At 33.2% G+C, this 20,571-nt stretch carries 24 protein-coding genes; 13 read left to right on the top strand and 11 right to left on the bottom strand.

Annotation, left to right across the window (positions count from 1 at the left end; translation table 11 throughout):
* Positions 1 to 12 precede the first annotated feature (12 nt).
* Both ACUN3A_RS14605 and ACUN3A_RS14600 read right to left on the bottom strand, forming a co-directional pair.
* Positions 13 to 963: a transporter gene (locus tag ACUN3A_RS14605; RefSeq protein WP_445552014.1), complete on the bottom strand. Its 951-nt coding sequence runs from the start codon at positions 961 to 963 to the stop codon at positions 13 to 15.
* A 117-nt stretch (positions 964 to 1,080) separates the two neighbouring features.
* A complete protein-coding gene (locus ACUN3A_RS14600; RefSeq protein WP_445552013.1) occupies positions 1,081 to 1,662 on the bottom strand; it encodes a non-canonical purine NTP diphosphatase in 582 nt (193 codons plus the stop codon).
* A gap of 128 nt (positions 1,663 to 1,790) precedes the next feature.
* On the opposite strand from ACUN3A_RS14600, the gene ACUN3A_RS14595 reads away from it, so the two are divergent.
* From ACUN3A_RS14595 to ACUN3A_RS14585, 3 genes are all read left to right on the top strand, one after another.
* The gene (locus tag ACUN3A_RS14595; protein ID WP_445552012.1) at positions 1,791 to 2,237 is read left to right on the top strand and encodes a YhcH/YjgK/YiaL family protein; all 447 of its coding nucleotides are present in this window, start codon (positions 1,791 to 1,793) and stop codon (positions 2,235 to 2,237) included.
* A gap of 405 nt (positions 2,238 to 2,642) precedes the next feature.
* Positions 2,643 to 3,086 carry a type ISP restriction/modification enzyme gene (locus ACUN3A_RS14590; RefSeq protein WP_445552011.1) on the top strand — a complete coding sequence of 148 codons (444 nt, stop codon included), beginning with the start codon at positions 2,643 to 2,645 and terminating at the stop codon, positions 3,084 to 3,086.
* 76 nt (positions 3,087 to 3,162) lie between these two features.
* Positions 3,163 to 4,116, top strand: a complete 954-nt coding sequence (locus tag ACUN3A_RS14585) for a CorA family divalent cation transporter (protein ID WP_445552010.1) — start codon at positions 3,163 to 3,165, stop codon at positions 4,114 to 4,116.
* A gap of 208 nt (positions 4,117 to 4,324) precedes the next feature.
* Here ACUN3A_RS14585 and ACUN3A_RS14580 read toward each other — a convergent pair whose 3' ends face one another.
* Together ACUN3A_RS14580 and ACUN3A_RS14575 are read right to left on the bottom strand one after the other, a co-directional pair.
* Positions 4,325 to 5,833 (bottom strand): FMN-binding glutamate synthase family protein, encoded by a 1,509-nt coding sequence (locus ACUN3A_RS14580; RefSeq protein WP_445552009.1) that lies wholly within the window; start codon positions 5,831 to 5,833, stop codon positions 4,325 to 4,327.
* A gap of 44 nt (positions 5,834 to 5,877) precedes the next feature.
* On the bottom strand, positions 5,878 to 6,681 hold the full coding sequence (locus ACUN3A_RS14575; RefSeq protein WP_445552008.1) for an NYN domain-containing protein: 804 nt from the start codon (positions 6,679 to 6,681) through the stop codon (positions 5,878 to 5,880).
* A gap of 45 nt (positions 6,682 to 6,726) precedes the next feature.
* On the opposite strand from ACUN3A_RS14575, the gene ACUN3A_RS14570 reads away from it, so the two are divergent.
* The 6 genes from ACUN3A_RS14570 to ACUN3A_RS14545 all read left to right on the top strand — a co-directional run bounded on the left by ACUN3A_RS14570 (position 6,727) and on the right by ACUN3A_RS14545 (position 10,606).
* A complete protein-coding gene (locus tag ACUN3A_RS14570; protein WP_445552007.1) occupies positions 6,727 to 6,915 on the top strand; it encodes a hypothetical protein in 189 nt (62 codons plus the stop codon).
* Between the two features lie 60 nt (positions 6,916 to 6,975).
* Complete coding sequence (locus tag ACUN3A_RS14565) at positions 6,976 to 8,238, top strand: aminotransferase class I/II-fold pyridoxal phosphate-dependent enzyme (RefSeq protein WP_445552006.1); 1,263 nt, start codon at positions 6,976 to 6,978, stop codon at positions 8,236 to 8,238.
* A gap of 274 nt (positions 8,239 to 8,512) precedes the next feature.
* Positions 8,513 to 9,061: an RBBP9/YdeN family alpha/beta hydrolase gene (locus ACUN3A_RS14560; protein ID WP_445552005.1), complete on the top strand. Its 549-nt coding sequence runs from the start codon at positions 8,513 to 8,515 to the stop codon at positions 9,059 to 9,061.
* 2 nt (positions 9,062 to 9,063) lie between these two features.
* A complete protein-coding gene (locus tag ACUN3A_RS14555) occupies positions 9,064 to 9,885 on the top strand; it encodes a sulfurtransferase (protein WP_445552004.1) in 822 nt (273 codons plus the stop codon).
* A 93-nt stretch (positions 9,886 to 9,978) separates the two neighbouring features.
* On the top strand, positions 9,979 to 10,317 hold the full coding sequence (locus ACUN3A_RS14550) for a type II toxin-antitoxin system RelE/ParE family toxin (protein ID WP_445552003.1): 339 nt from the start codon (positions 9,979 to 9,981) through the stop codon (positions 10,315 to 10,317).
* Positions 10,301 to 10,606: a helix-turn-helix domain-containing protein gene (locus ACUN3A_RS14545; protein ID WP_445552002.1), complete on the top strand. Its 306-nt coding sequence runs from the start codon at positions 10,301 to 10,303 to the stop codon at positions 10,604 to 10,606. The genes ACUN3A_RS14550 and ACUN3A_RS14545 overlap by 17 nt, the downstream gene beginning before the upstream one ends.
* A gap of 24 nt (positions 10,607 to 10,630) precedes the next feature.
* On the opposite strand, the gene ACUN3A_RS14540 is transcribed toward ACUN3A_RS14545, so the two are convergent.
* The 7 genes from ACUN3A_RS14540 to ACUN3A_RS14510 form a co-directional block, all read right to left on the bottom strand.
* A complete protein-coding gene (locus tag ACUN3A_RS14540) occupies positions 10,631 to 10,966 on the bottom strand; it encodes a tRNA-binding protein (RefSeq protein ID WP_445552001.1) in 336 nt (111 codons plus the stop codon).
* A gap of 138 nt (positions 10,967 to 11,104) precedes the next feature.
* Positions 11,105 to 12,037: a peptidylprolyl isomerase gene (locus ACUN3A_RS14535; RefSeq protein WP_445552000.1), complete on the bottom strand. Its 933-nt coding sequence runs from the start codon at positions 12,035 to 12,037 to the stop codon at positions 11,105 to 11,107.
* Between the two features lie 60 nt (positions 12,038 to 12,097).
* Positions 12,098 to 13,234, bottom strand: a complete 1,137-nt coding sequence (locus tag ACUN3A_RS14530) for an MFS transporter (RefSeq protein WP_445551999.1) — start codon at positions 13,232 to 13,234, stop codon at positions 12,098 to 12,100.
* Between the two features lie 110 nt (positions 13,235 to 13,344).
* Positions 13,345 to 13,704, bottom strand: coding sequence for a cupin domain-containing protein (locus ACUN3A_RS14525; protein ID WP_445551998.1), 360 nt, complete (start codon positions 13,702 to 13,704; stop codon positions 13,345 to 13,347).
* Between the two features lie 67 nt (positions 13,705 to 13,771).
* Positions 13,772 to 14,215, bottom strand: a complete 444-nt coding sequence (locus ACUN3A_RS14520; RefSeq protein WP_445551997.1) for a hypothetical protein — start codon at positions 14,213 to 14,215, stop codon at positions 13,772 to 13,774.
* A gap of 181 nt (positions 14,216 to 14,396) precedes the next feature.
* The gene (locus tag ACUN3A_RS14515; protein ID WP_445551996.1) at positions 14,397 to 15,467 is read right to left on the bottom strand and encodes a type I restriction endonuclease; all 1,071 of its coding nucleotides are present in this window, start codon (positions 15,465 to 15,467) and stop codon (positions 14,397 to 14,399) included.
* A 314-nt stretch (positions 15,468 to 15,781) separates the two neighbouring features.
* On the bottom strand, positions 15,782 to 17,812 hold the full coding sequence (locus ACUN3A_RS14510) for a M3 family metallopeptidase (protein WP_445551995.1): 2,031 nt from the start codon (positions 17,810 to 17,812) through the stop codon (positions 15,782 to 15,784).
* 279 nt (positions 17,813 to 18,091) lie between these two features.
* Here ACUN3A_RS14510 and ACUN3A_RS14505 point away from each other — a divergent pair, with 279 nt between their 5' ends.
* The 4 genes from ACUN3A_RS14505 to ACUN3A_RS14490 all read left to right on the top strand — a co-directional run bounded on the left by ACUN3A_RS14505 (position 18,092) and on the right by ACUN3A_RS14490 (position 20,475).
* Positions 18,092 to 18,535 carry a DUF1569 domain-containing protein gene (locus tag ACUN3A_RS14505; RefSeq protein WP_445551994.1) on the top strand — a complete coding sequence of 148 codons (444 nt, stop codon included), beginning with the start codon at positions 18,092 to 18,094 and terminating at the stop codon, positions 18,533 to 18,535.
* Between the two features lie 30 nt (positions 18,536 to 18,565).
* Positions 18,566 to 19,213, top strand: coding sequence for a DNA/RNA non-specific endonuclease (locus ACUN3A_RS14500; RefSeq protein WP_445551993.1), 648 nt, complete (start codon positions 18,566 to 18,568; stop codon positions 19,211 to 19,213).
* 142 nt (positions 19,214 to 19,355) lie between these two features.
* Positions 19,356 to 20,033: a tRNA (guanosine(37)-N1)-methyltransferase TrmD gene (gene trmD, locus ACUN3A_RS14495; protein WP_445551992.1), complete on the top strand. Its 678-nt coding sequence runs from the start codon at positions 19,356 to 19,358 to the stop codon at positions 20,031 to 20,033.
* Positions 20,034 to 20,103: 70 nt separating this feature from the next.
* Positions 20,104 to 20,475: a hypothetical protein gene (locus tag ACUN3A_RS14490; protein ID WP_445551991.1), complete on the top strand. Its 372-nt coding sequence runs from the start codon at positions 20,104 to 20,106 to the stop codon at positions 20,473 to 20,475.
* Positions 20,476 to 20,571: the final 96 nt, after the last annotated feature.

Genomic DNA, 20,571 nt, shown 5'->3' with positions numbered 1-20,571 from the left:
CGCTAATTTATTTTATTTCTTCGAACTTTTAAATTCATTTTGAGTATTCGTTTTTTTAGCCATTTTTTTAGCCGTTTCTTCTTCTTTAGTCAAAAGACGTACTTCTTTGTAGCTTCCATCATAACGCCACGAAACCCCTACACCTCCATAAAGCATGGAAGGAGTATCTTTAAAATTGGTACTTATGGAGGCATCAACTTGAAGATTTTTATTAATTAAATAAGCGGCACCACCACGAACAATAGCATCACTATAAAAATCACTGTCTATTCCCTGATTTTCAATAAAAGCAGACCAATTTTTGTTAAATCCTTTTGTCAAAGTTAAAATATAACTCAAGCTAGGATAATCTGTGCCAATATAATTGTAAATAACATTAGTAACAAAAACCCACGAACCATCACCTAAATGGTTTTGTAAAATCAAAGCCGCTTTCGGAGAAATACTCGATTCTGGTGTAAAATAATAAGGATTATCAGCTGGTGTAAAATTAGCTCCACCAAAAACGGCTACAGCAGGAATAAGCTGGTGCCAATTGAATGAATGATTTTTTTTCCAACTGTAAATGTTTGGTTCTCTTTTATACCCTTTATTTGGATCATAAATTAAATATTTTGCCCCGAGAACTGATTGCTTAAAATCTGATTTATCAACAACATTCATTGGATAATTAAACGTTTCAATTACATACTGCGCATCTGCAATAAATTCTAGATTTTCTAAAAAAGCACCATAACGCACTTCAAAATCCATACCAAATCCATTGGCATTATATCTCAACAAACTATGATCTTCTGTAATTCCAAAAACACCAGTTTCTACTTGCAATACCGTTTTCCCTACAGCAAAAGCCGACATAGATTCGCCTGGTCTATTGGAATTAATCTGATCTGTATATTGTCCGTAATGAGCTATTGGAAATAAAAAAAGAGAAGCTAAAAGTACTTTTTTGATATTAAACATATTAATTTATTTGAATGAAAAACTATAACGCATTCCAAATGTACTATATTTTATTGTAACTATCATTTGGTTAAAATTCCTTTAAAAAGTTTACAAAAAAAGCAGACACACCAATCCCTAGTTCGAATTCTGATTTAAAAAAGAAATCAACTTTTGAGTTGCTTTCCCTCGATGACTTATCGTGTTTTTAGTTGCTAATGAAAGTTGTGCAAACGTTTCTTTGTATCCTTCGGGTCTAAAAATAGGATCATAGCCAAAACCTTCATCTCCAATTTTTTCTAAAGTGATTACACCACGAGCAATTCCGGTAAACAAGTACTGCTCCCCTTTTAGATTTAAAGTAATAACTGTCTTAAATTGAGCCTCTCTATTTGCTTCATTTTTCAAATTCAAAAGTAATTTTTCCATATTATCTTCAGCCAATTTTTGTTCACCAGCATATCGCGCCGAAAAAACTCCAGGTTCCCCATTTAAGGCATCTACCTCTAGCCCTGTATCATCAGCAAAACAATCAAAACCATATTTTTCAGTTACATAATTGGCTTTCATGATAGCATTCCCTTCAATAGTATCAGCAGTTTCGGGAATTTCTTCATGACAACCAATGCTTTCCAAGCTGATAATTTCAATACTTGGAGGCAACATACTTTGTATTTCTTTTATTTTATTTTTGTTATTGGTAGCAAAAACGATTTTCATATTAGTAGCATTAAATAAGAAGTCAAAAATACGTTTTTTGCAACCAATAATTAAAGAAAACACTAATTTGTATAATCCCTGATTCTGCCTTAATTTTACATTTCAATTAATTCAATCCAACAGAAATTATGATTATAGATTTTATAGAAAATTCAGCTCAATACGAAACATTACATCCTTCCTTTAAAATTGCTTTTGACTATTTAAAACAAACTGACAAAGAAGCTTTAGACGGTTTGGTAGATGAAAATGCGGGCGTAAAAATGTTTGCTTACAAAGGAGAAGGGAAAAGTAAAGAGAAAAGCTTAGAAACATTTGAATGCCATGACAAAAACATCGACATTCAGTTTTGCGTTAGCGGAAGTGAAGGCTTTTTATGGAAACCAAGAGTAAAATGCCTTACTCCAAACGGAGATTATAATACAGAAAAAGATGTTCGCTTTTTTAGCGATGCGCCTGACACTTATTTTGAATTGCAAGCCAATCAATTTGTGATATTTTTCCCAGAAGATGTTCACGCTCCAATGATTAGCGAGAACGATTTGGATAAAATTGTAGTGAAAGTATTGATTTAGTTTACATTTTAATCTTATTCTTTTTACTAATAAAACTATAGCAAATATCAGCAAAACACACCACGTTAAAATACAGTTAAAATACTTATTTTAAATGTTTTAACCAAAATAAATCGTAAATTTGATTGTGGTTTTGATTAATTACTTGAGATATAATATCACAAATATTTAAGTATTAGAAAAAGTATCTCAATAGTCAGCTATACCGAGTTTAGAGTATAAGTTAGATAATGATAAATCAGAACGTACAAAGGGAAAGAGGGCTTTTTTAGCCCTCTTTTTCATTTTTAAAACTTTCAAAACAACACTTTCAATGTTGAAACTCAAAAAAGTGTTTAAAATAAAAATTCTTATATTTATTACATTTAATAGACGCTTTTTTATTAGCTACCATAAATCTTCACCATGAAACCAATTCCTTTCAATATATTTTTAGAAACAGCTGAAAAGTTTTCTCTCTTAAATAAGGAAATGGCGCAAAAAATAGCCGGTAGTTTAGGCTTACTTTTTATTAATCAACAAGAAGCTGAAGAAAACGTTTGTTTTGCAAATAGCAATGATGTACGACCTGAATTTAAAGAAAGCTTTACTCAGCAAGACTTACTCAAATATAACTATGCAGTTTTCCATTCATCAACGTATCGTGAAAAATACGAGGAATTTCAAAAAACAGATTCCCTAAATATTCCTATTCAAACTGATAGAATCAAATTTTGGAAATTAGTTCAATTAGGTGATGAACTACGTAAAATTCATTTATTAGAAAATGATACTATCGAGCAAAACAAAATACAATATCTAGAAGATGGCGATATTATTGTTAAAGAAATTGATACCATAATAATTTAGTAAAACAAAAAACGTTATTTTTAACTCAACCCTTTAGCTTTTAAAGAAAGTAGAATTATTAATCCCAAACATAATTATGATAGAAATTTTATTAAAAAATAAAAGATTTCATAAAGTGCAAAGTGTCGACGAACTTCCACTTTCAGATTTGGATTTTCATGTTATGCAATTTCTTGATTATGGAGATTCAGAAATAAATTGGCTGGAGAAAAATTACGGCCTTGATTTTACTATCATGAAGCATTTTGAAGATATTGAGATAAGTTCGCACTTTTTAGAAAATCAAAATCAGGCTGCTTTTCATTTTTCATTTCCATGTTATAATGGAGACAAAAAAATAATTGAAGAGCCAATATTTATCATAATATCTCAGTCAGGATTGTTTTTGTTTTCCAGTTCTAATCTCGATAATTTTTTGAATAAAATGTATTTAAACAAATTCAAATCTTTGCGAGAATTAGACGAATCAAAAGATATTTTAGAATTTCAGTTCAGTTTTATATCAGATTATTTTGCTGATACTACTGAAAATTTAGCTCGAAAGATTAAAATACTTGCCAATACCATTCTAATCGAGAAGCAATTCTCTAATAATGAAATGGATAGTATCACTGAATACAACTTCAGTAATATGCTCGTAAAAGAGTTACTTATAGAAACCACAAGAGTTTTCAGATTGTATATTAAAAGCAATTGGGCACAAAAAATGGGATTAAAAGAAAACATTAGATTGGACTTAAACGATCTTACTGTAGTTTCCGATTATATCCAATTTAATTTTGATCGTCTGGATGATTTGAAAGAAAACATTTCAAACAAAATTGATTTAGAGCAAAACCATATTTTTAAAATGCTTACGGTTGTAACGGTGTGCATTTCACTACCAACGCTCATAGCTGGAGTCTACGGAATGAATTTTGAAAAAATGCCAGAACTCGAAACTTCTTATGGCTATCCGATAGCGTTGATTGCCATGTTGTGCTCTTCTATTCTTCCTTTTATTTATTTTAAAAGAAAGAAGTGGTTATAAATAAGTCGAAAGTTTAAAAGTCGTAAAGTCAAAAGCATAAATATTGTTGTAAATTATTGAAATTCAAAATATTGACATTTCATACAATTTTAAAACACGACATTAAACGGTATCAATTACTTAGTTGTTCAATCTATTATTTAAAAGACCTCTTTCAAAATTTAGAATTCTGAAAGAGGTCTTTTTAAAAACCCAATTTTATTCGATTTTAATGTTTAGTCACATTCGTTAAATTATCTGGAAAATACGCATCTGATAGATGTGCAAATTCATCACCACGCATAAAGATATTGATATCTACTTCACCAAAACTGTTTTTTCCGGCAGCTGCCAAAAGTTCGTTTGCAGCGTGTAACGTATTTTTATGAAAATGATACACTCTTTCGGATTTATCGGTTACAACTAATCCTTTCATCAACATTTTGTTTTGGGTAGCAACTCCTGTTGGACATTCATTATTATTACAACGCAAAGCCTGAATACAACCCAACGAGAACATAAATCCACGAGCCGAATTACACATATCGGCACCCAATGCAATCGCACGTAGAATAGAATAACCCGAAATAATTTTTCCACTACAAATCACTCTTATTTTATCTCTGATTCCCAAGCGAACTAATGTTTTGTTTACAAAAATAAGTGCTGGCTCAAAAGGCATTCCAACACCATCTGCAAATTCTAGCGGTGCAGCTCCAGTTCCTCCTTCGGCACCATCGACTGTGATAAAATCGGGATAACAATTATGATGAATCATTTCGTTACAAAGGTCTTCAAATTCAGAAGTTTCTCCGATACATAATTTAAAACCAATTGGTTTCCCATTTGACAATTCACGCAAGTGAGCAATGAATTCTACCAACTCCCTAGCATTTTGAAAAGCACTGTGACTTGGCGGAGAAAGAATGGTAGTGTGTGGTTCAACTCCTCTTATTTTGGCAATTTGCTCCGTGTTTTTTTGAGCAGGAAGAACTCCCCCATGACCTGGTTTTGCCCCTTGTGACAATTTAATCTCAATCATTTTTACGGCTGGAAGATTCGCTTTTTCAGCAAATTTATCAGCATCAAAACCACCTTCGCTATTGCGGCAACCAAAATAACCTGTTCCTATTTGCCAAGTAATATCGGCACCGTTTTGATGAAATTCGGTTAAGCCTCCTTCTCCTGTGTTGTGATAAAAATTTCCTTTTTGTGCGCCTTTATTGAGTGCTACAATTGCATTTTCGCTCAAAGAGCCAAAACTCATCGCCGAAATATTCAGTAAAGAAGCGGAATACGGTTGTGCACAATCTGGTCCTCCAACGAGAACTCGAGGCAATTCATGATTGACAGACGCTGGAAACATAGAATGCTTGATTCCTTCGTAACTCGATTGATTTAAAACTAATTGGGTTCCAAACGGAGATGTCGCATCAATATTTTTGGCTCTTTGATACACTAAGGAGCGTTGATTTCTTGAAAATGGTTTCCCATCAGTAGTACGCTCTATAAAGTATTGCTGAATTTCGGGAGCAATCATTTCGAATAAATAACGAAAATATCCCAAAACAGGAAAATTTCTAAGGATAGTATGCTTTTTTTGAATGGTATTGTAATATCCAACAATGATTAGAATTACCATTATTGTCGAAAAGACAAATCCTGTTTTCAAAAAATAATTGAAACCAAGGGAAATTAGTAATAAAGTGAAGCTTATTGCGAATAATTGTTTTCTCATAGCTATAAATAGTTTATAAGTTTTATGATTTGTTTTCTTAATTCTTATGCGAAGCGCAAACGTACATAGACATGTTTGATTCCTTTTTTATCCGATTCTCTTTCGTCGATTTCGAGAATGTCGGTAAGGGATTTCAACATGGGTGTTAGTTTTGAAAAGCCATAATTTCTTGGGTCGAATTCGGGTTTTTTCTTTACGATAAGGTTTCCCACATCACCAAGAAAAGCCCAGCCATCTTCATCGCCAATTGCATCAAGAGTATCTTCAATAAGTTCGATAGTTTGGTTGTCGATTTTGCTAGGAGCTTCTTTCTCTACAGTTTTTTTAGATTCAGCTACAGGAGTTACAGTTGGTTTTAGGGATTTATTTTGAACGTTAGCTATTTTTCGAGTTTTTTTGATGGCTCCATCCAAAACTTCGATAAAGATAAATCGATCACAAGCGCTGATAAAAGGTTTTGGAGTTTTTTGCTCCCCGATTCCTATCACTTTCATACCCGATTCTCTTAATCGAATTGCTAATCTGGTAAAATCACTATCACTGGAAACGATACAAAAACCATCCAATTTTCCAGAATATAATAAATCCATCGCATCAATAATTAAAGCTGAATCTGAGGAATTTTTGCCAACGGTATAGCTGTATTGCTGTATTGGAGTAATAGCGTGTTCTAATAAAACGTTTTTCCAGCCGTTAGCATTTGGTTTGGTCCAATCGGCATAAATACGTTTGGTGGTTGGAGTACCAAATTTGGCTATTTCTTCCATCATTCCTTTGACATTGCTGTAAGGAACGTTGTCGGCATCAATAAGTACAGCGAGTTTTAATTCTTTTATGGTTTGTGACATGAATTTAAAATAACAGGTTTTATATCCAAAGATACAAAGTTTATTATGAAAACTACTGCCCTAGCCCTGATGGAAATGGAAAGCCTCGATGGAATAAACCTATTTTTTCTTGTGGTGCAAGAGCGACTGGAGGAAGCTCCTTGCGGCACAATAGAAAAAAAGGTTTATGACGGAGAGCTTGTAATGTACAGCAGGAATTGCTCCCGAAAAATAAATTTGCTTTCGATATGGTAATACATTATAAATAATTATTTTTGCAACTTCTTAAAATTAATAGTAGTACAGATATATATTATGGTAAAAGATTTATTCGAAAGAATTCAGAACAATAAAGGGCCTTTAGGAAAATGGGCTTCACAAGCAGAAGGTTATTTTGTTTTCCCAAAATTAGAAGGAGATTTAGGACCAAGAATGAAGTTTCAAGGAAAAGAGGTTTTGAACTGGAGTTTGAACGATTATTTAGGTTTGGCTAACCATCCTGAAGTGCGTAAAGCAGATGCGGATGCGGCTATCGAATATGGTGCTGCTGCCCCAATGGGTGCGCGTATGATGAGCGGACACACTAAATATCACGAACAATTAGAGAATGAATTGGCTGCTTTCGTTATGAAAGAATCGGCTTATTTATTGAATTTTGGTTACCAAGGAATGGTGTCTATTATTGATGCATTGGTAACTAGAAATGATGTGATTGTATATGATGTTGATGGTCACGCTTGTATTATTGACGGAGTTCGTTTGCATAGCGGAAAACGTTTTACATACAAGCACAACGACATCGAAAGTATGGAGAAAAACCTGCAGCGTGCTACAAAATTAGCTACTGAACAAGGAGGAGGAATTCTTTTTATTACCGAAGGTGTTTTTGGAATGCGCGGGCAACAAGGAAAACTGAAAGAGATTGTGGCAATGAAAGAAAAGTACAATTTCCGTTTGCTAGTTGACGATGCGCACGGTTTTGGAACACTTGGAAAAACAGGAGCCGGAGCAGGTGAAGAGCAAAATTGCCAAGACGGAATCGATGTTTACTTCTCTACGTTTGCAAAATCAATGGCAAACATCGGTGCTTTTGTGGCTGCCGACAAAGACATTATCGACTACTTAAAATACAACTTGCGTTCTCAAATGTTTGCAAAAGCATTACCGATGATTCAAACTATCGGTTCATTGAAACGTCTGCAATTGTTGCGTGATAACCCAGGATTGAAAGACAAATTATGGGAAAACGTAAACACTTTACAAAACGGTTTGAGAAGCAAAGGATTTAATATTGGAGACACAAACACTTGTGTTACGCCAGTTTATCTTGAAGGAAGTGTACCAGAAGCAATGGTAATGGTAAATGACTTAAGAGAAAACTACGGTATTTTCTTGTCAATCGTAATTTATCCGGTTATTCCAAAAGGAATGATTTTATTGCGTGTTATCCCAACCGCTTCTCACACATTTGATGATATTGCTCAAACACTTACTGCTTTTGAAGCGATCCGTGAGAAATTAGTAAACGGCACTTACAAAGAAATTGCTTCTAGAACTAAAGTAGATTTGGACGCATAATTTTTAGTAGTACATTCAAATATAGAAAATCCATCAGCTCAGTGTTGATGGATTTTTTTTTTGGAGCAAAACTATACTGCATTTCATTAAATTCAGTCCCGCTATCCGTTACAATCTCCCGAAAAAAAAATCGGGAGGATTTTCACTTCTATCGGGGCTATTCTACAACTTTACTTTTTCATAAGAACCAATACTAGGAACGTATAAAAAAATCTGTATTTTTATGGCTTTAAATTATAAACCAAAAAAACAAATACAATAAAAATCCACGGCAATGGACACACAACTATTAATTTTACCCGGACTTGGAAATTCAGGAGAGAAACACTGGCAAACTTTTTGGCACGAGAAATTCAAAAATTCTATTCGTCTAGTTCAAGACAATTGGGACGAACCAATTCGCGAAGAATGGATTAACCGGTTAAACGAAGAGATTTCAAAACTCACTAATCCGACAATCCTAGTAGCACATAGTCTGGCTGTTTCATTAGTATTGCATTGGGCGAAGACAAATTCAAATAAAAATATTATTGGCGCTTTATTAGTCGCTCCAGCCGATGTTGACTCACCGGATCATACACCCGAATGTGTTAGGAATTTTTCACCAATGCCCATCTACGAATTACCATTTCCATCCATAGTTGTTGCCAGCGAAAATGATCCTTACGCTTCATTTGAAAGAAAAAAATATTTTGCAAAAAATTGGGGAAGTGATTTTGTAAGCGTCGGGCAACAAGGACACATCAATTCTGATTCTGATCTAGAATATTGGGAAGATGGCCAAATAATATTACAACAATTAATCACAAAAACAAACCTTTAAAAATGGTAAATCCAATAGTTTCTGCATCTTGGTTACAAGAACATTTAAATGATTCAAATTTAATTATACTTGAAGCAAGACTAGAACAAAACCAATCTAATCTGGAAAATCAAAACCCTGATTTGCAAATAAAAGGAGCTCGTCTATTTGACATTAAAAATAATTTTAGCGACACTAGTAATCCTTTACCAAATACTTTTCCTTCGGAAGAGCAATTCACTGCCGAATCCCAAAAATTAGGTATCAACTCGAACAGCACTATTGTAGTTTATGACACTTTAGGAATTTATTCCAGCCCAAGAGCCTGGTGGATGTTTAAAGCGATGGGACATACTGAAGTTTATGTTTTGGATGGTGGACTTCCAGAATGGATTAAAGAAGGATTTCCAACGGAAAAGCAACAGCAAACAACTATCTACCCAAAAGGGGATTTTGAAGCCAAATTTCAGCCTGAATTAATTAAAAACAAAGAACAGATTCTGGAGAATATCACAACCAAAGAAGCTGTTCTTATGGATGCCAGATCTGCCGATAGATTCCATGCTATTCACGAAGAACCGAGAGCGGGAATGAGAAGCGGACATATTCCTGGATCCGTAAACACTCCTTTCACCGAACTACAACAAGACGGAAAATTCAAATCAAACGAAGAATTAAAAGACATCCTAAACCTTAACGATCAACCTTTATTGTTTACCTGCGGTTCTGGTATTACAGCCTGCATTGTTTTATTGGCAACTGAATTGATTTCCGATAATCCAAAAGCGGTTTATGATGGTTCCTGGACGGAATGGGGTCCGAGTGATTTGCCTATTGAGAGATAAACTATTATCGCCTAAATTTTCAACACGAATTAAACAATAAAAAAAGTTTAACAAGTAAGTTTCACTTTAGAGCAACTTATATATCTTTGTATTATGACAAAACAGCGTACAATATTTTTTTACAAAGACTATTTTGAGGAATTCTTCGTAAAACAGCGTGAGAAAGTCAAGGCAAAAATTATTTGGACGTTAGAATTGATAGAAGAATTAGATCGAATACCCGAAATTTATCTTAAACACATAGAAAACACAAACGGACTATTTGAAATTAGAATTCAGCAAGGAAGCGACATTTTTAGAATATTTTGTTTTTTCGATGATGGAAAATTGGTGATTCTGGCTAATGGGTTTCAAAAGAAAACGCAAAAGACTCCAAAAAACGAAATTGAAAAAGCTATTAAAATTAAAAACGAATATGAAAGCGACAAATAAAAATATCAATACACTAGACCAATTTAAAGATAAACATTACGGGAAAGTTGGAACAGAAAAACGTGATGAATTGGATGCAGGTTATGAGAATTTCAAAATAGGTGCGATGATTCACGAGGCAAGACTTCAAAAAGGATTAACTCAAGAAGAACTCGCAGTAAAATCTGGAACAACAAAATCTTATATTTCAAAAATTGAAAACAATGTGAAAGAAGCAAGATTCTCAACGCTTCAAAAAATAGTTGAACTTGGCTTGGGAGGACATTTGGAGTTGTCTATAAAATTATAAATTGATAGCTATATTTTCATAATACTACCCAATTCTCAATCCATTTTCTATTTTGAAATCGGGAGCTAATAAAATCACGTCTCCCTCCTCGCCTACTGCGCCAAGTACCAAACACTCACTCATAAACTTTCCAATTTGCTTTTTGGGAAAATTGACTACGGCTACGATTTGCCTTCCTAATAAAGTTTCTTCGGTATATCGTTTTGTTATTTGTGCCGATGTTTTTCGGATACCGATAACGGCTCCAAAATCAATTGTGAGTTGAAAAGCGGGCTTTTTGGCTTCGGGAAAATCATTGACTTTGAGTATCGTTCCCACTCGCATTTCTACTCTTTCAAATTCTGACCAAGTTAAATCCATATTTTATTAAGCTACTAAAATTCTAAGTGACTAAGATACTAAGTTAAAAACAAAAAAATCCCAAAACGTTACCGTTTTGGGATTTCCTATTTATATTCCTGTAAAGACGTTGCAATGCAACGTCTGTACCAAATATTATTATTTTACGTCCATCAATTCAACGTCGAAAATCAAGATAGCATTTGGTGGAATAACTCCGCCTGCACCTGCTGGTCCGTATCCTAAATCAGATGGAATCACAAAACGAGCTTTATCTCCAACTTGCAACAAAGCAATACCTTCGTCCCAACCTTCGATTACCTGTCCTTGACCTAATCTAAATTCGATTGGTTTTTTTCTTGGATAAGAAGAATCAAAAACTTTACCGCTTTCTAATGAACCTTCATAATGAACAGCAACTGTTTTTCCGCTTTCTGCTTTTTTACCAGAACCTCTTTGGATGAATTGGTAACGCAAACCGCTTTCTGTTTTTTCAAAACCAGCAGCTAATGTTTCCATTTTTGCTTCTGATTCAGCTTTTGCAGCAGCTTCTTTTTTCATACGAGCTCCTTTTAAACTAATAAAAGCTTCAATAGCATTCCATTTTTGAGCTTCTTCACCAACTCTGATGATTTCTAATGTATCCAATGAATCCCCTTGAGCAACAGCATCAACTACATCTTGTCCTTCAACTACATGTCCAAAAACAGTATGTTTGTTATCTAACCAAGAAGTTGGTACGTGTGTAATATAAAATTGAGAACCGTTTGAACCAGGTCCTGAATTAGCCATTGCTAAAACTCCTGGTTTATCATGTTTTAAAGAAGGGTGAAACTCATCATCAAATTTATAACCTGGATCTCCAGTACCAGTTCCTTTTGGACAACCTCCTTGAATCATAAAATCAGGAATAACTCTGTGAAAATTAAGACCATCATAGAATTTTTGCCCTTGAGGTTTCACTTTGTTTTCCATGTTCCCTTCTGCAAGAGCTACAAAGTTACCTACAGTTCCAGGAGTTAAATCGTGTGTTAATTTTACTAAAATCGACCCTTTTGCGGTATTGAATTTAGCGTATATTCCGTTTTCCATTTTATTTCTTTTTTATTGAAGCGCAAATTTACAAATTAATTCTATATCAATTTGCACTTTCTATTTTTTAGACTTTGATTTATAAGTAAGCCCGTAAACTACTAATGCCAATATTGCTAAAACAATACAGCCAATAGTAACTGCATGCCAACCGCCCAACTTCCACAATAATAAGCCATATGCAGATCCGCCAGCAGTTCCTAAAAAGCTAAATGACATAAAAACTGTATTTAATCGGTTTCTGGCTTCTGGCAAAAGTGAATACACCCGAGTTTGATTTGAAATATGAATACTCTGAATTCCAACATCCATAAGAACAATTCCAATAATAATTCCAATTACGCTTGCTGCCGAAAAGTAATAAACCACAAAACTGATTAAAAGCAATAAACAACCATAACCTACAGCAATTCTAGAACCTCCTTTATCTCCTAATCTTCCCACTAATGGCGCCGCCAAAGCTCCGGAAGCTCCTACCACACCAAACAATCCTATTGTAGCACTATTGAAATGAAACGGCGCATCAGAAAGTAATAAAACCATTGTGGTCCAAAAAGCACCAAATTGTGCAAATGAAAACACATTGATTAAAGTCGCTTCTCTCAAAACAGGTTGTGTTTTTATCAGCGTAAAAAGTGATTGAATTAATTGTCCATAAGAACCTTTAAATTGAGGTCGGTTTTGTGGAAATGTGTTCTGAATGACAAAGAATATCAAAAGACAAATTCCCGCAGCAATCCAAAACATAGATCTCCATCCAAAAAGCTGACCAATAAAGCCGCTTAAAGTTCTGGAAAGTAAAATACCTAAAAGCAATCCACTCATAATAGTTCCTACCACTTTCCCACGTTGCTCAGGCGCGCTTAAAGAAGCTGCCAAAGGCAAAATAAGTTGTGGCACTATGGATGTGATTCCGATAAGCAGTGAGGCGATTTGTAGAATAAAAAAACTTTTGGCAGTAGCTGCAATAATTAAAGCAATCACCGAAGCAAAAGTAGTCATCAAAATTTGTTTCTTACGCTCTATTTTATCGCCAAGTGGTACCATAAAAAACAAACCAATGGCATATCCCGCTTGAGTTAAATAAGTTATTGTTCCTGCAGAGGCTTCTGGAATTTTAAATTCTTTAGCAATTAAAACAATCAATGGCTGGCAGTAATACAGATTGGCAACTATAAGCCCAGTACAGGCTGCCATAAATAGGACATTTGTTTTGGATAAATTCATGCTGCAAAAATACTATTCTAATCCAAATTTTATTTTTTGAACACCTTAAAACATCGTTAAAATTACAATGAAAGGTTCTTTTAGTATGTTTTTTTCTGCATAAAATCTTCTCGAATAGGACTAAAAACATCAATTAACAAACCGTCTTCTAGACAAAGTACACCGTGAATTACATGAGGCGGAATGTAAAAACAATCCCCTGCTGTCATCACTTTTGTTACATTATTGATTGTTACTTCAAATGATCCTTTGGCAACATTGGTCACTTGCGAATGGTAATGTTCATGCAGTGTCCCAATAGCACCTTTTTCAAAAAGAACATTCACCATCATGATCGTATCATCATAACCCATTATTTTTCTCTTAATCCCATCGCCCACTACTTCCCATTCGAATTCATCGTCTTTTATAAATTCTTTGCTTGCTCCAAAACTTTGCATTGTATTTTTATTTTATATGATTATTATTTGATTTTTTATTTTCTTTAAATCCTCTTTGTTTACCATTTTATTCAAAAAGAGATTTGACTTTTGGAGATTCTTCTCCTTTTTCAGTAAGATATAAAGCAGCGCTGTCGGCATTTAAAAAGTTCAAAATTACCGTCAAAACTGTTCCGCCTTTTTTATCATACATAATTGTAAAAAGACCAATCTCTGATTTATCGACTGAATACTTAGCGTTCTTTTTAAAATCAGTTTTGTATTCTACAAAATAAAAATTATTATTTTCATCGTAATATTCTTTTTTGAACTCTATGTAATATTTGTTTTCAACATTATCCTTAGTGTTATTTTTAAACAGAATTCCTTCTTTTATGTCAAAAACAAAATCATTTTTTTCTAACGAAAACTCTTGTGGCGGAACACTTTTATACAATGTCTGTACAGAAATTTTCTGTGAATACAATTGATTAAAGAACAATACTATAAATATGTAAAATGGGAATTTCATGCGGTTTTATTAGGATTGGGGCATGTTTAGAAAACTATAACTTTCTGAAACTACAGCAAATTTAAGAATAAATCAGTCTATTTGTCGCATTTACTAAATCTCCAAATACAAAACCAACTTTCCATTAAAGCTTAATGCTTAAATCTGTTGTAGTAGCAGTTAGCTATAACTATTTTATGTTTTATTCGTAGTTTTTTATTGTTGTCAACAATTCAGCTTTATAATTATAAATTTCATCTAAAGAAGATATTAGTTTCTTTTCGCCATTATCTTTTCCATTGTTGAAAAGTTCAATATATTTATTTGATGAATTAAAGTGTAAACGACAAATAGGTTTTCGATTATTATCATCTAATAAAACACCAAAATATGATTGAGTATCTCTAAATGCAATTCTTGAAGCTGGCAAAATTTCTCTTAAAATTGCTTTAATTATTTGAGAACCTTCAATTTCTTCTTCCGTTGTGATGAATTTTGGAGTTTCAACATTTTCGTCAATTGCTGTAATTTGTTCAGTTGTTTTTGAAGGAACAATTTCAGTTATATTTAAAGCATTTTTTAATCTGAAGTTTATAGAATCATTTATTGAATTGGAAAATGCTTTTTTAGTATATTCTTTAAATGCAACTAATCTTGGAGCTGTCAAAGGTTTATTAAAAAATCTGTTTACTAAAATGCGAACTATTTCGTCCGAAGGCTCTTGTATTTCTTTTTCAAATTCATTTCTAATTGCTTTTATATATTTCAATCCTTCTGCAGAATCTAAAATTTCTTCAAGATTATATCCATTCTTAGAAAAATTTTCTAAAATTTTTAAACTTGTATCTTTCAAGTTTGATATATCTAGAGTAAAAAATGGCTTTTCATCCATTATATTTGGTTTCTCTAAATCTGCATAAAAATTATAAATATGTCCGTTTGTTAAAACACCAAAACGTGATTTTGATACGTGATAATATCTATGAAGTTGAGAATTATGAGCATCAACATTTTCTTTCCAATTTTTACATTCTATTATTAAAATTGGTTCACCATCTCTTTTTATTACATAATCTATTTTCTCTCCTTTTTTAGTTCCAATATCACAAACAAATTCAGGAATTACTTCTGTAGGATTGAAAATATCGTAACCAAGAATTTGAATAAAAGGCATCACAAAAGCATTTTTTGTAGCTTCCTCTGTATTTATTTGATCTTTTAAAGAGTCAACTCTTTGATGTAATTGTTGCAATTTTAATTTTAAATCTTCCATAGATGTTAATATTTATTTTGTGAATTTATTTTTTAGCAATATTTTTTAGTGTGGTCATAGCTAACATTTCATTTTGCGCTATTATTCTCAAACTCCTAGTTTGTAAATATATCGAAATTTCTCATATATTACTTTTAAAACGAAAATAGCTTTTAAAACTCGTAATTCCACTGATGCCTAGCCCTGATAGTAGTGAAAATCCTTTTTTGAGGCTTTTTTTGCCTCAAAAAAGATTGTAACGGATAGCAGGAAATAGCTCCAAAAAAAAATGACATCCTTTCGAATGTCATTTCTTTATATTGAATTTTATAAAATTACTTTGTTAATAGTCCCGCGTTTTTTAAATACGGTTCGATTTGCATATCGTGACCTATGAATTCTTTGAAAGCCTGATTTAAATCGACACTGTTCCCAACAGATAAAATGTATTTCTTGAATCGCTCACAATTTTCTCTGGTCATACCACCATGAGCCTGCATCCAGTCGTAGGCATTGTAATCTAATGTTTTGGACCAAGTATATGCGTAATAACCTGCTGAATATCCACCTCCCCAAATATGGGCAAAATAAGGTGTGTGGTAGCGAGGAGGCACTTCATTTACCAATAATCCGTATTTTTCTAAAGCTTCTTTTTCGAAAATCAAAGTAGGTTTGAAATCAGATTCTTTTTCAACACTGTGCCAAGCCATATCAAGCGTTGATGCAGCCAAAATTTCGGTCACATCATATCCTTTATTGAAAGTTTCGGCTTTCTTAATTTTATCGATTAATGTTTGTGGAATTGGCTCTTTAGTTTGGTAATGAATTGCATAATTTTTTAGAACCACAGGATCTAATGCCGCATGCTCATTGATTTGAGATGGAAATTCTACGAAATCCCTTGGCACAGCTGTACCAGATAATGACGTATAGTCCTGATTAGCAAACAATCCGTGTAAAGTATGTCCGAATTCATGGAACATGGTCCTTACATCATCAAAACTAATTAAAGAAGGGTTTCCTTCTACTGGTTTAGAGAAATTGTAAACATTTACAATTACTGGTTTTTGCTTTAAATAATGTGATTGACGAACAAAAGAATTCATCCAGGCACCTCCCTTTTTATTATCACGTGTGTAAAAATCCAAATAGTAAATAGCGATAGAAGTCCCTTTTTCGTCAAAAACTTCATAGACCTTAACATCTGGATTGTACACAGGCAAATCTTTTCTTACCTTGAAAGTGATACCGTACATTTGCTTAGCGGCAAAGAACACTCCTTTTTCTAATACGGTAATCAATTCGAAATAAGGCTTAATTTGACTTTCGTCCAAATCGTATTTAGCTTTGCGTACTTGTTCGGAATAAAAATTCCAGTCCCAAGCTTCTAATTTAAAGCCAGCATTTTGGGAATCAATTAAATCTTGAATTTCTTTAGCTTCTACTTTGGCTTTAGCAACAGCTGGAGCTGCAATTTTGGCTAATAAATCCATAGCTGGTTCTGGAGTTTTTGCCATTTGATCTTGTAGTTTCCATTCAGCAAAACTTTTCTTGCCCATCAAATTTGCTTTTTGCAAACGTAGTTTTGCTGTTCTCTCCAAAGTCTCACGAGTATCACCATCATCATTCTTTTCGGCACGATACCATGATGCTTTGTATATTTTTTCTCTTGTAGCACGGTTTTTTAAACTAACCAACAAAGGTTGTTGGGTTGTGTTCAATAAACCGATTAAATATTTATTTTCATATCCTGCTTCTTTGGCTTTTTGTTTGGCAGCTTCAATTTCGCCAGCACTCAATCCATCTAAATCAGTAACATTATCAAATAAAACAGCTCCATTTTTTCGAGCTAACAATAGTTTGTTTCCAAAAAGAGTACTTAAGCTGGCTAACTCTTTATTGATACTTTTCATTTTTTCTTTATCCGCTTCAGATAAATTAGCTCCTGCCAATTCAAATTTTTGCAAATAATATTGTGTCAGTTTTTTGTCTTCACTTTTCAATTTATCTAAATCGATTGCTTTAAAACGATTATACAGTTTACTGTTTAAATAAATTTTATCATTGTGACCTGATAATATAGGAGCATATTCTACTTCAATAGCCTGCAAGGTCGGATTAGTATTAGAACCCGTCATATTATAAAAAATACCTGTGGCTCTGTTCAAATCTACTCCAGCGGTTTCTAATGCTAAAACAGTATTTTGAAAAGTAGGTTTAGCAGAATTGTTAGCAATGGCTTCAACCTCCTGATCGTGAATTTTTAAACCGTACTCAAAAGCGGGTTTAAAATGTTCGTCTTTAATAATACTAAAATCTGGTGCCTGATACTGTAAAGTACTTCTTTGTAATAGTGGGTTTTTCATTTTTACATCATTGTTTTGAGCGTTTATAGTTTGCGCCTGCAGCGAAAAAACAAAACACAATGAATTAATTAAAAGCAGTTTGGGAAAAATTTGCATAATAATGAATCATTTATTAGTGAATGATAAAAATAACAAAAAAAATCATTTAACGCATTAAAATCACAAACAATCTAAATCCTACGATTATTTTAAAAACAACACCATACATCTACAAATAATTAAAAACAATTTGAAAAAAATAAATTTATATTTGTTACACTACTTCAAACCAAAAAAACGATGAGTTCTATATTCGACAAAGATGACAATCAATCTATAATAATCCGAATCAATACACTTACACCTGAAGCAAAAGCATTATGGGGCAAAATGTCTGTGGATCAAATGCTGAAACATGCCAATGAAACTATTATTGTCGCTTTTGGTGAAACCCAAGTAAAAGTCAATTTTGTTTTAAGACTTTTAGGCAGAATATTAAAAAAGAACGCCTTTAATTCTGGGTTTGGAAAAAACAGTCCAACTGCCAAAGAGTTTATTTTTACAGGACAATATGATTTTGATGAAAGTAAAACAGAATTGATAAAAAACTTTAACCGTTTTACCGAAGGAACTCAATCAATCACTGTAATGAATCATCCTTTTTGGGGAAAAATGACTTATGAAGATTGGAACAAATTAATGTGGATTCACATCGATCATCATTTGAAACAATTTGGAGTTTAGTATTCAAACCATAAAATAAAAGCCCCTTAAATGAGTATAATTAGACATAAACATTACTTTTTATCCTATTCTGAAGAACACGAACAAGCAGAATGGGCAGCCTACTATTTAACTGGTAAATCACGATACGAACACCATTACGAGCGACCTTATTTTAAACAAGATCCATTGATTGATACCGAATCGGCACATTGGAGAAACTACAAAGACACGGGCTACGACAAAGGGCATCTGGTGCCTGCAGCTGATATGAAATTTTCGGAAGAAGCGTATAGAGAGACTTTCCTTACCTCGAATGTAGCACCACAAAATAGAGATTTTAATGCTGGTGTATGGAATCGATTGGAACAGAAAATCAGGTATTGGGCGGATAAATACGAAGCTCTTTTTATAGTTACTGGAAGTATTTTACATGATAATTTAGTAACTATTGGCGACGAAGAAGTTTCGATACCCGATTATTTTTTTAAAATTGTAGTCAGAGTTGAAAATGACATGTTGGTCATGATTCCGTTTTTGGTTCCCAATGCAAAATCTGATGCTCCACTATATACTTTTGCAAAAACCATCGAAGCAATCGAACAAATTACTGGTATTGATTTCAATGAGAAACTATCTGAAAAAATAGAAGAAAAAATTCAAAAAGAGTTAAGTTATAAGGAATGGAGTTTTAGTTAAACTTCTTTTTAACCGCAAAGTTCACAAAGTATTATGCAAAGTTCGCTAAGCTTTGCATCATTGCGCTTTTAAAAGGTAAATTATAATTATCATTGCGAACCTTGCTGTTAAACGCTATATTTGCGCTTCTTAAAAAAACAACATGAGAATTGATATTATAACTGTATTACCTGAATTATTACGAAGCCCTTTTGAAGCTTCGATAATGAAACGCGCCATAGACAAAGGAATTGTAGAAGTTCATTTTCATAATTTAAGAGATTATACAACCAATAAACAAAAAAGTGTTGATGATTATCCTTTTGGTGGCGGTGCAGGAATGGTTATGACTGTTCAGCCCATTGATGCTTGCATCACCCACTTGAAAAGCGAAAGAACATACGATGAAATCATTTATATGTCTCCCGATGGTGAAACGCTAAATCAAAAAATGGCCAACACCATGTCGATGTATGAAAACATTATCATCTTATGTGGACATTATAAAGGGGTAGATCAACGCGTTCGCGATCATTTTATTACCAAAGAAATCTCAATAGGTGATTACGTGCTTTCTGGAGGAGAATTAGGAGCACTTGTGTTATCTGATGCTTTAATCCGATTGATTCCAGGGGTATTAAGTGATGAAACATCTGCTTTGACAGATAGTTTTCAAGATGGATTACTCTCAGGCCCTATTTACACTCGCCCAGCCGATTACAAAGGATGGAAAGTTCCCGATGTATTATTGAGTGGCCATTTTGCTAAAATTGACAAATGGAGAGAAGATACTGCCTACGAACACACAAAAACCAGAAGACCTGACTTATTAAACGAATAATTTTCTTATATTTATACTTTAAACGTAAGGAGTAGTTTCACTACTTGATAACCATAAAAAGTATAAAATCATGAAAGAATTAATCCTAAAAGTAGCTTTAATTGTTACGCTTTTAATTTCGAGCGTTTCTTTTGCCCAAGGAATAAATAGAAAATCCTTATTGAATGAACTTAATAAAACGTATGGTGTTGCATTAAGTACAGACGAAAAAACATACTACGAAAATGCTAACAACAAATTAGTATTGGACTTATTTGGTTTGGATGAAAAAAAATTATCCAAAGAAGATCGCGATAAGGAGATTGATAAATTATTTGACATAAGAGACAAAACGTTGACTTCGTCTCTAGGTATAAACAAATACAGTGATATTAAATCTACTACAAACAACAAAATCGCTCAAATCACTCAAAAAGTAAAACTGTCAAAAATGACTCCTTAATTTTTTTTACAATACAAATTACAAAAGAGCTTTTCATAGATAAAAGCTCTTTTTTTTTGCTACTATTAGCCAAGGAATTACCCCTTTAAAATATTT

It is taken from the genome of Flavobacterium sp. WC2509 (genome assembly GCF_052683105.1).
This window is presented reverse-complemented; position numbering and strand designations above follow the sequence as displayed.